General features: G+C 63.5%; 12 protein-coding genes. 9 read left to right on the top strand and 3 right to left on the bottom strand.

Annotated elements, in window-relative coordinates; translation table 11 throughout:
- Nucleotides 1-137 precede the first annotated feature (137 nt).
- From N181_RS11730 to N181_RS11700, 7 genes are read left to right on the top strand one after another with little or no spacing between them, the layout of a single operon-like run.
- Nucleotides 138-947: an alpha/beta fold hydrolase gene (locus N181_RS11730; protein ID WP_037395936.1), complete on the top strand. Its 810-nt coding sequence runs from the start codon at nucleotides 138-140 to the stop codon at nucleotides 945-947.
- Nucleotides 944-2,140: an LLM class flavin-dependent oxidoreductase gene (locus tag N181_RS11725; RefSeq protein WP_037395912.1), complete on the top strand. Its 1,197-nt coding sequence runs from the start codon at nucleotides 944-946 to the stop codon at nucleotides 2,138-2,140. The genes N181_RS11730 and N181_RS11725 overlap by 4 nt, the downstream gene beginning before the upstream one ends.
- A gap of 40 nt (nucleotides 2,141-2,180) precedes the next feature.
- The gene (locus N181_RS11720; protein WP_037395914.1) at nucleotides 2,181-3,152 is read left to right on the top strand and encodes an ABC transporter substrate-binding protein; all 972 of its coding nucleotides are present in this window, start codon (nucleotides 2,181-2,183) and stop codon (nucleotides 3,150-3,152) included.
- 23 nt (nucleotides 3,153-3,175) lie between these two features.
- Complete coding sequence (locus N181_RS11715) at nucleotides 3,176-3,967, top strand: ABC transporter ATP-binding protein (protein WP_080577546.1); 792 nt, start codon at nucleotides 3,176-3,178, stop codon at nucleotides 3,965-3,967.
- Between the two features lie 9 nt (nucleotides 3,968-3,976).
- Nucleotides 3,977-4,813 (top strand): ABC transporter permease, encoded by an 837-nt coding sequence (locus N181_RS11710; protein ID WP_037395917.1) that lies wholly within the window; start codon nucleotides 3,977-3,979, stop codon nucleotides 4,811-4,813.
- Nucleotides 4,806-5,570, top strand: coding sequence for an isochorismatase family protein (locus tag N181_RS11705; RefSeq protein WP_050984067.1), 765 nt, complete (start codon nucleotides 4,806-4,808; stop codon nucleotides 5,568-5,570). Before N181_RS11710 ends, N181_RS11705 begins: the two co-directional genes overlap by 8 nt.
- Nucleotides 5,571-5,572: 2 nt before the next feature.
- The gene (locus tag N181_RS11700) at nucleotides 5,573-6,829 is read left to right on the top strand and encodes an AbrB family transcriptional regulator (protein WP_234885906.1); all 1,257 of its coding nucleotides are present in this window, start codon (nucleotides 5,573-5,575) and stop codon (nucleotides 6,827-6,829) included.
- Nucleotides 6,830-6,995: 166 nt separating this feature from the next.
- Here the strand turns inward: N181_RS11700 and N181_RS11695 are convergent, their stop codons facing one another.
- Nucleotides 6,996-7,817: an alpha/beta fold hydrolase gene (locus N181_RS11695; protein WP_080577540.1), complete on the bottom strand. Its 822-nt coding sequence runs from the start codon at nucleotides 7,815-7,817 to the stop codon at nucleotides 6,996-6,998.
- Nucleotides 7,818-7,908: 91 nt separating this feature from the next.
- The gene (locus tag N181_RS11690) at nucleotides 7,909-8,859 is read right to left on the bottom strand and encodes a LysR family transcriptional regulator (RefSeq protein ID WP_037395918.1); all 951 of its coding nucleotides are present in this window, start codon (nucleotides 8,857-8,859) and stop codon (nucleotides 7,909-7,911) included.
- 196 nt (nucleotides 8,860-9,055) lie between these two features.
- Here N181_RS11690 and N181_RS11685 point away from each other — a divergent pair, with 196 nt between their 5' ends.
- Complete coding sequence (locus N181_RS11685) at nucleotides 9,056-11,131, top strand: tripartite tricarboxylate transporter permease (RefSeq protein WP_037395919.1); 2,076 nt, start codon at nucleotides 9,056-9,058, stop codon at nucleotides 11,129-11,131.
- Between the two features lie 114 nt (nucleotides 11,132-11,245).
- Here N181_RS11685 and N181_RS31590 read toward each other — a convergent pair whose 3' ends face one another.
- Nucleotides 11,246-11,455: a TetR family transcriptional regulator gene (locus tag N181_RS31590; protein WP_272949688.1), complete on the bottom strand. Its 210-nt coding sequence runs from the start codon at nucleotides 11,453-11,455 to the stop codon at nucleotides 11,246-11,248.
- A gap of 74 nt (nucleotides 11,456-11,529) precedes the next feature.
- Here N181_RS31590 and N181_RS11680 point away from each other — a divergent pair.
- On the top strand, nucleotides 11,530-12,195 hold a 666-nt coding region (locus N181_RS11680; RefSeq protein ID WP_425353306.1), incomplete at its 3' end, for a DUF7133 domain-containing protein.

The following is a 12,195-nucleotide window of genomic DNA, read 5'->3' as shown; positions in this document are numbered from 1 at the left end:
AAGGCTGGAAGCGGCCTGTCCGGGAGGGCCGCGATAACCGGTGTTTATCACTGGACGCTAATTTGCATCTGCCCTGGGGAATTGCGTTTTGGCAAAGTTGCCTCGCTTCAAACGACATGCAGGGAGGATGTTTGGTCGTGAAACATCATTTTCTTCACACAGGAGATGTGGAGCTGGAATGGCACGAAATGGGCGAGGGCGCTCCGCTCCTGTATCTCCATGGCGGCCAGGGCTTCTTTCCGGATGATGCCTTTGTGGCGGCGCTCGCGAGGACGCGCCGGGTGATCGTTCCTTCCCATCCGGGCTTCGGAAAATCCTCGCTCCCCGACTGGCTGGACTGTGTCACCGACATCGCCCACGTGCATCTTGCTCTGCTCGACTACCTCGGGCTCGACGAGGTCGACGTGGTCGGCTGCTCGATCGGCGGCTGGGTCGCCGCGGAAATGGGTACCATGTCGCCGGAACGTTTCGGCCGGATCGTGCTCGCGGCGCCCGTCGGCATTAAGGTCGGTCCGGTCGACCGCCTCGACGTGCCGGACATCTTCGCCCTGTCTCAGGAGCAGGTCGCAAGCCTCTTCTACCACGATGCGGCGAAATTCCGGTTCGATGCCTCGGCCTATTCAGACGAGAAGCTCACCACGATCGTGCGCAATCGCGAGACGCTGACGCTCTTGACCTGGGAGCCTTACATGCACAATCCCAAGCTTCGTTATCGTCTCCAGCGTGTGACCGCGCCGACGCTGATCCTGCGCGGCGGCTCCGACGGTTTCGTCTCGGCGGACTATGCGAACTCCTTCGCCCGGCTCATCCCGAATTCCTCGGTCGAGACAATCGAAGCCGCCGGCCACAACCTCGCCGAAGAGCGGCCGGAGGCCTTTGCCGCGCGGGTCGAGGCCTTTCTCGCCGAACCTCAGACAACCAAGACCCTTTGGAGGAACGCCGGATGAGAGCCTGGTTCTTCAGCGAAAACGCCTACCCGGACCTGCCGCCGGAAACCGACTACGAGTCGATCCGGGTGACTCTGCCCAACGGCCTCTACGAGCCGAAGAAGGGCGCGGCCCTCTACGATCGCTATATCGACGAATGGCTCGTCGCGGAGGAAGAGGGTCTGGACATCATGCTCAACGAGCATCACCAGACCCCCACCTGCGTCGACCCGGCGGCACCTTTGGTGCTTGCCGCCCTGGCGCGACTCACCTCCAAGGCGCGGCTGCTGCTCCTCGGCAATCCGATCTCGAACCGCAGGGATCCTGTTCGCGTGGCCGAAGAAATGGCGCTTGCCGACATTCTCGCGCATGGTCGCCTCGAAGTCGGTTTCGTCCGCGGCGTCCCTTATGAACTGGCGGCGGCAAACAGCAATCCGGTGCGAACCAACGAACGGCACTGGGAGGCGCTCGACCTGATCATCAAGGCCTGGACGACCCGCGACGGACCCTTCAGCCATGAAGGGCAGTTCTTCCACCATCGCAATGTCAACATCTGGCCGCGTCCCTATCAGGACCCGCATCCGCCGGTCTGGGTCAGCGCCACGAGCCCGGGCGGCGCGGCGCGCGTCGGGTCGCGCGGCTTCGTCCAGGCGACCTTCCTGACCGGTTTCGGTGGCACGCCAAGGGTTTACGAGTCCTATCGCCAGGGGTGGCGCGAGGCCGGCCGCGGTCAGGTGACACCCGTCAATCGGCTCGCCTATGCGCCGCTTCTCTATACGAGCCCGGATCCGGCGCGCGCCCGGGCCGGCGCCGAACAGCTGCTTTGGTATCTCAAGGCCAACAAGGTGCCGGTCCATTACAAGAACCCGCCCGGCTATGTGCCCGTCGACGTGAACGTCCGCTTCCTGCGCGGCGCCATGCCCCAGCTCGCGGCGTCGATCAAGGATTTGAACGTCGAAAAGGCAATCGAGGCCGGCATCATGTTCGCCGGAACGCCCGACCAGGTCTTCGACCAGGTGAAGCATTTCTACGACAAGGTCGGCGGCTTCGGCCACATGCTGCTGATGGGGCAGGCGGGCTTCCTGAACCATGAAGACACGGTTCATGGCATCCGCACCTTCGCCCGCGAAGTCTATCCGCGACTGAAGGAGGCCTTTCCGGACGACGCAGCATCCGGCGCCGAGCAGGAGCGAGCGCACGTGCTCGCAGGTTGATCATCAGGGGCGGAGACCCCATTCATCAAGGGAGGAACACATGAAACATATCCTTAGAACGCTCGCCGCCGGTGCGGTCGTTTTCGCCGGAGTCGGCATCGCTCACGCCGCCGATGCCTGGCGCCATGGCGTCGTCGAAGCCAAGGGCGATGCGGGCATCCAGTTCATGCCGTCGAAATTCGCCGAGAAGTTCGAGCTCGATCTCGAGACGGTGGAATTCGCCAGCAGCACGGTGCCGGTGAAGGCGCTGCTGGCCGGCGAGATCGACAGCTATGCGACGACGCCGCTCACCGCGATCGCCGCTATGGCGGAGGGGGCAAGTCTGAAGTTCGTCGGCTGCAACTGGCCGGGCATGACCTATGATCTCTACGCCAAGGGCGACATCAAGACGATCAAGGACCTCAAAGGACGCAGCGTCGGCATTTCCGGTCCGGGCGGCGCCCCGGACCTCTTCGCCCGCGAGGCGCTGCGCTGGGGCGGCCTCGATCCGTCCGAAGTCACCTTCGCCAATGCCGGCGGCGGCGGCGACCGGTTCCGCGCGGTCGTGGCCGGCGTGGTGGACGCCACCGCAACCTCCAGCGAGTTCGAGCCGGAGGCCGCCGAACGTGGCGTCAACGTCATCGCCCGCGCCCCGGAGGCGACGCCGAACCTGCTGCGCATCTGCGTCGTCACCTCGGACAAGGTCATTGCCGAAAAGCACGACCAGCTGGTGCGGTTCCTCGCCGCGCAGATGGCGGGCCACAAATACGCGATCGAGAACCCGAAGGAGACGGCCGACTACGCCCGTGAGGTCGCCAAGCTGCCGCCGGACGACAAGTCGCCGGAATTCATCTTCGAGGAGGTCGTCAAGTACGACGCGGTGAAACCGGATCTGCCGATCATGGCCGACAAGCTTCAGTGGAACGTCGACATGATGCACCGCAACGGCCGCATCAAGGAAAGCTACGACATCAAGACCTTCATCGACGAAGGACCGCGTCAGGAAGCCCTGAAGCTGGTCGCCACCAACTAAACGCAAGGATGTCTGGACCGATCATGGCACATGTCGAACTTCTGAACGTCTCCAAGACATTTGCGTTGAAGGTCAAGGGTGTCCAGCGCCACGCAAGGGCGCTGGACAGCCTGTCTTTCAACGTGGACAAAGGGGAGATCGTCGCGCTTGCCGGTCCGAGCGGCTGCGGCAAGACCACGGCGCTGCGCATCATCATGGGCCTCGAAAACGCCAGTTCCGGCTCCGTTAAGGTGGCCGGGCGCCAGATCGCCGGCTGCGGTTTCGACCGCGGCATGGTGTTTCAGCATGCCGAGTTGCTGCCGTGGCGGAGCGCCGTGGAAAACATCAAGTTCGGCCTGGAGATGAAGAACCTGCCGCAGAAGGAGATTGACGAGCGCGCCGAGCGTTTCCTCAACCTCGTCGGCCTCGGCCATGCCAAGGATCACCGTCCGCACCAGCTTTCCGGCGGCATGAAGCAGCGCGTCGGCATTGCCCGGGCGCTGGCGATCGATCCGGAAGTGCTGCTGATGGACGAGCCTTTCGGGGCGCTCGACTCGCAGACGCGCGAGACGTTGCAGATGGAACTGCTCGACATCCATCAGCGCACCGGGAAGACGGTCATCTTCGTCACCCACGATCTGGACGAGGCGGTGCTGCTGGCGGATCGGGTCGTCGTCATGGTCGGCGGGCACCTGCGCGAGATCATCCCGATCGAGCTCGAGCGGCCGCGCAGCGACATGCGCCTCATACGTTCCGCAAGCGAGTTCGCCAGGAAGCGCACCATGATCTGGGAGGCCCTGCACGAGCCGGCGAAACCCCATGAGCTGGCCGCCTAGGAGGAATCCATGAGCATTACAGAAACAACAACCCGCGCGAAGACAGCGAAAGAGCAGACGTCCGTGGCGGTGGAAAAGGCCTGGTCGATGCCCGATTGGGCAATCACCACCGTTTCCTTGGTCGTTTTGATCGGTCTCTGGCAGGCGGCGGCTCCCTTCATCGATCCCCTGTTCGGATCCTATCCGTCGCAGATCTTTTCTTCTTTCCTCGTGATGATGGAGAGCGGCACGCTGGCGAAGGCATTCTGGCAGAGCATTCAGCCGTTTTTTGCCGGTTACCTGCTCGCTGCGCTGATCGGCGTCCCGGCGGGCCTTCTGCTCGGACGCTACCGGGTGGCTGAAGCCGCGCTCGGCATCTACGTCATGGCCGGCTACGCAACGCCGCTGATTGCGCTCGTGCCACTGCTGATGGTGTGGTTCGGGCTCGGCTTCGCGGTGAAGATGGTGATCATCTTCCTGCTCGCCTTCTTCCCGATCTGCATCAATACCTGGGTTGGCGTAAAGGCGGTGCCGAAAACGCTGGTCGAAGTCGGGACGGCATTCTGCGCGCCGCAAAGCCGGATCATGCGCCAGATCGTCCTGCCGGCGACGCTGCCCTACATCATGGCCGGTCTGAGGCTCGCGATCGGCAAGGCGGTCATTGCCATGATCATTGCGGAGTTCCTGACAGCGATTTCCGGTCTCGGCGGCATCATCATCAATGCGGCGAACAGCTTCCGGACCGCCGAGATGTTCGTGCCGATCATCTGCGTCATGATCCTGGCCGTCGTGCTTGACCGTCTGGTCGCCTGGCTCGAACGCAAGGTCGCGCCGTGGCAGAGCGAGATTGCCGGCGAACATGCGTGAGGGATCGAAAGCGGAAAACCCACGCGCACGCGTCTGGGACCAGTTCCTGACGGAACGTGACCGGGAGGTCATCGGTATTGCGGGTTACGGAGCCCGCCAAGGCTTCGGCACAAGGCCGGCGCTTCTGGTCGTCGACGTCAACTACGCCTTTTGCGGCGACCGGCGGGAGCCGGTGCAGAATGCGATCCTGCGCTGGCGTCAATCCGGCGGCGAAGAGGCATGGGACGCGCTTCCGATCGTGTCCGACCTCATCGAACTTGCCCGATCCAAGGGGCTGCCGGTCATCTACACGACCGGCGGGGAGCGGGAGGACAAATGGGACCGCGGCTCCTGGCTCTGGAAGAACAGCCGCAGCCGGGAGCGTCCGACGGCCGAACTCGACGGCAACACGATCATGCCGCAGATCGCGCCGGCACCCCGCGATATTGTCATCCACAAGCAGAAGCCCAGTGCCTTTCACGGCACCAATCTGATCGATTATCTCTTCCTCCTGAAATGCGACAGCCTGATCGTGATGGGCACGGCGACGAGCGGCTGTGTTCGGGCGACGGTCGTCGATGCCTTCAGCCATAACTTGCGCGTCACCGTGGTCGAGGACGGTTGCTTCGAGCGCTGCCAGGCAAGCCATGCGATGAGCCTCTTCGACATGAATTCAAAATATGCCGACGTGTTGCCGAGCGGCGAGGTGCGGACATTCATGGAAGGGCTGGAATCCGGCCTCTTCGATCTGCCGGCCGGCAGCCTTGGCAAGGCCTGACGATGCCTGGCGTTCAGGATATGCGCGGCGACGATCACGGGACCGATACATCGGACATGGCGGATTTCCTGGCAAGAGACAGCGGCGTGATGACCACGACGATCTCGGACGTTGCCACCTCGCTTCCGTATGGTGGGCCCTTGCGACGAGAGGAGGCTGGAGGAAAGCCGATGCGATCATTCCTGGCTCGGTTTTTGCCAAGCAAATTCCCCTATCGCAAGCTTTTGTCGGCTCTGGCGATCGGCTTCGTCGGCGGATGCGTCTTCTTCTATTTCCACTTGCCGCTCCCTTGGATGCTTGGCTCGCTGGTCGCCTGCCTGATTGCGTCGCTCTTCAACATGCCGGTTGCCGTGCCCGGCATCGTCCGGCCGCCGATGCTGATGCTGGTCGGCGTCGTGCTCGGCTCCGGCTTCACGCCGGACATGGCCTTCAGCATGATCGACTGGCTGCCGGGCCTCGGCATTCTGATGCTCTTCGTGACCGTGACGGCGGGTTGTTGCTATTTCTATTTCCGGCGCGTCGGCGGCTTCGATCACTGGACCGCATTCTTTTCCGGCATGCCGGGCGGGCTTGTCGAAATGACGGCGCTCGGGGATGTCTATGGCGCGAATACAAGGGCGATCGCGCTCGTCCATTCGAGCCGTATCATGCTCGTGGTTCTGACGCTGCCCTTCGTCCTTTCCTTCGTCGGCGGCCAGGCGCTCACCGGCACCACCCGCTCCGGCGCGTCGATCCTGGAGGCGCCGGTCAGCGCCGAATTGTGGCTGTTCGGCACGGGCCTGTGCGGCGCGATTCTCGGACGGCTTCTGTCGATGCCGTCGCCCTTCCTGATGGGACCGATGCTGGTGAGCGCCGCCATCCATCTGGCCGGCGTCTCGGCATTCCATGCACCCTGGGAGATTATCGCTTTCGCCCAGCTCGTCCTCGGCAGCGCCCTCGGCTGCAGCTTCGCGGGCGTGAAGAAATCCAGCATCCTGCATATCTTGCGGCTGTCGGTCGGATCGACAGCCTTCCTCGTGGCGGCCAGCACGAGCTGCGCGCTGCTTGTTTCGCATTTGACGGGAAGCCCGATCCTGAGCCTGTTGCTCGCCTATTCTCCAGGCGGGTTGACCGAAACCAGCCTCATGGCCCTGTCGCTGCACGTCGACGTCGCCTTCGTCGCGACGCATCACGTGCTGCGCGTCTTCTTCGTCGCGGTCTCCGCGACATTTCTCGCCCGACTGTTGAAGCGCAGCAAGCTGGCCAAGAAGGATGGGTAACGAAATCGCGCGGAGGGTTGCGACCTCCGCCGAGCGATCATCCTCGCGGCCCCCCAGCCTCATACCTGTGCTGGTCAGAGGAATCTAGTCAGCCCAAGTCCTTGGGCTGAACAGACTCTTCGTCCCTGCGATCGGACGGAAGGACCGAGTTGTTCCCCTGGAGGCCTTACGACCCTGGAGCGCCAGCCTTGACCAATTCCTTGAGGTGCCCGGCGATGGTGGATGGGATCTCGAGCGGCGTGAAATGCCGCACGCCCTCCAGGATGAAGAGCGAGGCGCCGGGAATGCTCTCGGCCATATGGCGGGCCATCTCCGGCGGTGTCGCATAGTCCTCGGTGCCGACGGCGACGCGGCAAGGGAAATCGAACTGGGGAAGGGCGGCGCGGAGATCGGCATTGCCGAGCATGGCGCAGGTCGCGGCGTAAGCCGGCAGCTCGTTGTTGAGGAAGACGCCGATCGCCTTTTCGACGACATCCGGATTGGCTTCGCGGAAGCCGTCGCTGAACCAGCGGGTCTTCTGGAAGCCGACGAGCGCCGCCATGCCTTCGGCCAGCGCCTTGTCGGCGCGCTCGGCCCAGGCCTTCGGGGCGTTTTCGCCGTACCAGGCGGTGGTGTCGAAAAGGCCGAGCGCCTCGACACGCTCGGGATAGTGAGCGGCAAAGGCCAGCGTGACGCAGCCGCCCATCGATGCGCCGGCGACGACGGCCGATCTCCAGCCGACATGATCCATCAGGTCGGCGACGTCATTGGCGAAGAGCTCGACGCTGTAGGGACCTGCCGGCTGGTCCGAGGCGCCGTGGCCGCGACAATCGAAGATCAGCGCATCGGCAAAACCGTCAAGGGCCGACACAGTCGGCTCCCAGAAGGCCTTGTCCATGGCAAGCGAGTGCACCAGGACGACGCGGCCTTGCCCGTTACCCTTCACCAGCCGGTAGGAGAGCCTTGTGCCGTCGCGGGTCACGGCGATGCTGTTGGTGTTGTCGCTCACGTTGATATCCTCCGGGTCTATTGATGTCATATTGTATGACAGACATATAAATGAGACTTGCGCGTGAGACAACAGTCCATTGGTTTCGCCTTCAGCCGGCGGCTGAGATGGCCGTGTCGTCGCCGCCATACTCTGCGGCAAGCTGCCGCGCGACGACGGCAAGCTGACGCCGCAGCCATTTATGGGCGGGAAGGTCGCTATGCACGTCGCTCCAGACGGCGGTGGCCGCCACCTGCATGTTCGGCACGGGGACGGGACAGAAATAAAAACGGGACGGGTCGAAGATGGGCACCATCTTCTCGAAAACCAGCACGATGAGATCGGAACGGGAAACGATCGCGGGCGCCGCAAGAAACTGATGGACGGTCGTGGCGACGCGTCGCTTCAGGCCGGCCTCGGCAAGCAGCCGGTCGACGCGGCTGATGTCGCTGATACCCGGTTTGACCGAGAGCTGGTCTGCGCTAAGAAACTCCTCCAGCGTGATCGGGCGGCCGGCGAGCGGGTGGCCCTGCCGCATCATGCAACGATAGCGGTCTTCGAAGAGAGCCATGTGCTTGAAGCGGCGCGGCAGGTTCGGGATCACGCCGACGGCGAGATCGATCTCGCCGTTGTCGAGCAGGACCGGCAGTTCCTCGTTGGGCCGCGACTGGATATTGACACTGACCCGGGGCGCAATGCGGGCGATGTGCTCGATCAAGAGCGGCAGCAGGACTACCGATGCATGGTCGGAGACGGCGAGGCTGAAGGTCCAATCCGGGTCCTGGGGCTCGAAGGCAGTCGGCTCCAGCGCCTCCTCGATCTGGCGCATGGCCGACTGGATCGGACCTGAGATTTCGATCGCGCGCGGCGTTGGCCGCATGCCCTCGGCCGTGCGCAGGAAAAGCCGGTCGTTGAGGAGCAGCCGGAGGCGATTGAGTGCGTTGGACAGCGCCGGCTGCGACATGCCGAGACGTGAAGCGGCGCGGCTGACGCTGCCCTCCGCCATCATCGCATCGAAGACGACGAGAAGCTTCAGGTCGATATTCGCCAAATTCATCGGCATGATATTACTCTTCGCTTTTTGAATTTGCCACGGTCGCCCGGTCAGTCCAACATTGTCATACAAGAATACAGTACTACACAAGCGCTGACGAGGGAACAGGTCGCGCGCCATTTTTGTTTTCTTCCGGGAGGAAGGGACGCCCGCGCCGCTGTTTCCGTAGAATGAGCCTTGCGGACAGCGAGGCGGTGGAGGACTCATGCATCTTCTGGAACAGGCCATGATGGCGTTCACGGTCATATTCGACCCGATCCGCTTCATGATCATCATGCTGGGCTGCGTGCTCGGCCTTTTCATCGGGGTCATTCCCGGCATCGGCGGTCTGGCGGGCATGGCCCTGCTTCTGCCGTTCACCTACACGATGGACCCCTATACGGCGCTGGCCTTCCTGATCGGCATGTGGGCGGTGACGCCGACGGCCGATACGATCCCGTCGATCCTGATCGGCGTGCCGGGAGCGGCCGGTTCGGCGGCGACGGTGATGGATGGCTATCCGATGGCGCGCCGCGGCGAAGCCGGACGCGCACTCGGCGCCTCCTATACCGCCTCGCTGATCGGCGGTATTTTCGGGGCGATCCTGCTGGGCCTGGCAATTCCGATCCTCAGGCCGTTCATGATGGCCTTCGGCACGCCGGAACTGCTGGCGCTTTGCATTCTCGGCCTGACGCTCGTCGCCGCCGTCAGCCAGGGCAATATGATGAAGGGCCTGGTGGCGGCCTGTTTCGGCGTCGTCATCGCCTCGGTCGGCGATGAGGCGCAGACCGGCGAATTGCGCTGGACCTTCGACTCGCTCTATCTGTGGGAGGGCGTGCCCCTCGAGGCGCTCGTGCTCGGGCTGTTCGCCGTCCCGGAGCTGCTCGAGCTCGGCGCGGCACGCCAGGCCGTGGCGATGCACAAGAGCGAAAGCATCCTGCGCGACCAGTTCCGCGGCGTCAAAGACGCGATTCAGAATATCCGTCTCGTCTTCCAGAGCTCCTGGCTCGGCGCCATCCTCGGTTCCGTTCCCGGCCTCGGCGGCCCGGCGATCGACTGGATCGCCTATGGTTCGGCGGCGAAATCCGTCAAGGACGGCACCAAGACCTTCGGCACCGGCGACGTGCGCGGCGTCATTGCCTGCGAGGCGGCCAACAATTCCCGCGAGGGCGGCGCGCTCATCCCGACGCTCGCCTTCGGCATTCCGGCCAGCGCCACCATGGCGATCCTGCTCGGCGCCTTCATGATGCACGGCATCCAGCCGGGTCCGAAACTGCTGACCGAGCAGCTCGACATCACCTATACCATCGTCTGGAGCCTGATGATCGCCAATATCGTCGGCGTCCTGATCTGTTTCGCGTTCGTGTCGCAGCTTGCCAAGCTGGCGCTGGTGCCGGCCGCGATCCTGGTGCCGACGGTTCTCGCCATCGTCTTCATCGGCGCCTATTCGGCGACCCGCGACATCGGCGACATCATCGTCCTGTTGATCTTCTCGGTGATCGGCTGGGCGATGAAGCGCTTCGGCTGGGCCCGTGCCCCGGTGCTTCTCGGCCTGGTGCTCGGCGATCTGGTGGAGCAGTATCTGTTCATCTCGACCAGCCGCTACGGTTCCGACTGGCTCTATCGCCCGGGCGTGATCTTCATCCTGATGATCCCGGTCGTCTTCTTCATCTACAGCGCCCTCCGGTTCTTCATGAAGCGCCGCGGAGCCGTTCCGGTTGCTGTTGGTGCGGCCGTCAGCGAACCGGCGGCGCCGAGGGAGCCAGCCGGCCCGGTCTCCGCGGTCGACCGGATCATGCTGCCGGGCATGTGGGTCCTCGCTGCGATCCTCTTTTCCACCGCGCTCGCCACCTCGACCGAGTGGGCGCTTGCCGCCAAGCTCATGCCGCAGACCGTCTCGGCGGTCGGCCTCATCGTGGTGATCTGTGCGGGGATCGGCGTCTACATGCGGCAGCGTGCCGGCGAGGTGATCATCAAGCCTCGCCGGGCTCACGACGCCGACCCGCTGGAGGCAATGTCGGACCCGGCGCTCTATTCGCGCATGGGCGTCATGGCCGCCTGGGTGTTCTCGGTCTATGTCGGAACGATGCTGATCGGCCTGTTGCCGACGCTGCTCGTCTACATGATCAGCTACATGCGCTTCGAGGGCAGGCAGCCTTGGATCCGGACGCTGGTGATCTCGCTCGTCATCTGGACCGCCATGTTTATCCTGTTCGACAAGCTGCTCGTGATGCCATGGCCGCAGTCCTATCTGGGCGACGCCTTCCCGCAATTGCGCACCATGGTCTCCGACATCATCTGACGCAGCCCGGAACGCACTCGAAAGGGCCGGAGCGGCGACGCTCCGGCCTTTTGCTTTGCCTTCTTCCGAAGGACAAAGGTCGCTGCAGGCTCGTGGCCTAATCAGAGGGCCGCTTCAGGCCCGAAGCGGCTCAGACCATGTGCGCTGCACGGTCTCCGCCACTCGATCGCGGATAACCGCCAATCCGAGTTCGCGCTTTGCCGGAAAATGATGCGCCACGGCCCCACCGGATACCGAAGCCTTTTCACGCAATTCCAACATCCCCGTCGCGAGATAGGCCTGAGCGACGGAGGTAGCGCGCGCTCTACCCGGCGAAGTGTCCACAAAAAACAATGCCGTTTGAGGATACCAACCCGCAGGCGCTTCGGGTAGCGTGCGTATCAGGGTTAGGAGGATACATGGGCCTATCAGACATTTTCGGTCGACTGGTCGCACTGATCGGCGCCGTGGTAATCCTTTTGCGGCGCCAGGACGGTGATTCTCTGGAACCGGCCTATGGCAGCGCACCGAAAATCCCGAGAGCCAAGCCGCAGGGCATTCCGACCCTGAAGATGCCGACAGCCAAGGGATGGACCGCGGAGCAAAAGCCGACTGCGGCAGCCGGGCTCAAGGTGAACGCATTTGCGGCCGGGCTCAAACATCCCCGTTGGATTCACGTGTTGCCGAATGGCGACGTACTGGTCGCTGAGGCACTGAGCGAGCCGGGGGGCATCAAATCTGCCTTCGACTACGCCATGTTCAGCACAATGAAGCGCGCCGCCGCAGTGGGCGCAAGTCCGAACCGCATCACGCTGTTGCGTGATGCGGATGGCGACGGCGTGGCCGAAATACGTTCGGTATTTCTCGACGGCCTCAATCAGCCGTTTGGCATGGCGTTGCTGGGCGCTACGTTGTATGTCGGCAACACAGACGGGGTGGTTGCGTTCCCGTATAAAACGGGCGACACGCGTATCAGCGCGACAGGGCGAAAGGTTACGGACTTCAAGGCCGGCGGGCATTGGACGCGAAGCCTGCTTGCGAGCGGCGATGGACGAAAGCTTTTCATCGGCGTCGGTTCGCTCAGC

The organism is Sinorhizobium fredii USDA 205, from assembly GCF_001461695.1.
Lineage (GTDB): Bacteria > Pseudomonadota > Alphaproteobacteria > Rhizobiales > Rhizobiaceae > Sinorhizobium > Sinorhizobium fredii.
This window is presented reverse-complemented; position numbering and strand designations above follow the sequence as displayed.

What these genes read in the sequence shown, in the direction of transcription:
- N181_RS11715 (WP_080577546.1), top strand. Translation starts at nt 3,176, where the DNA reads ATGGCACATGTCGAACTTCTGAACGTCTCCAAGACATTTGCGTTGAAG.
- N181_RS11720 (WP_037395914.1), top strand. Translation starts at nt 2,181, where the DNA reads ATGAAACATATCCTTAGAACGCTCGCCGCCGGTGCGGTCGTTTTCGCC.
- N181_RS11705 (WP_050984067.1), top strand. Translation starts at nt 4,806, where the DNA reads ATGCGTGAGGGATCGAAAGCGGAAAACCCACGCGCACGCGTCTGGGAC.
- N181_RS11700 (WP_234885906.1), top strand. Translation starts at nt 5,573, where the DNA reads ATGCCTGGCGTTCAGGATATGCGCGGCGACGATCACGGGACCGATACA.
- N181_RS11690 (WP_037395918.1), bottom strand. Translation starts at nt 8,859, where the DNA reads ATGCCGATGAATTTGGCGAATATCGACCTGAAGCTTCTCGTCGTCTTC.
- N181_RS11710 (WP_037395917.1), top strand. Translation starts at nt 3,977, where the DNA reads ATGAGCATTACAGAAACAACAACCCGCGCGAAGACAGCGAAAGAGCAG.
- N181_RS11725 (WP_037395912.1), top strand. Translation starts at nt 944, where the DNA reads ATGAGAGCCTGGTTCTTCAGCGAAAACGCCTACCCGGACCTGCCGCCG.
- N181_RS11685 (WP_037395919.1), top strand. Translation starts at nt 9,056, where the DNA reads ATGCATCTTCTGGAACAGGCCATGATGGCGTTCACGGTCATATTCGAC.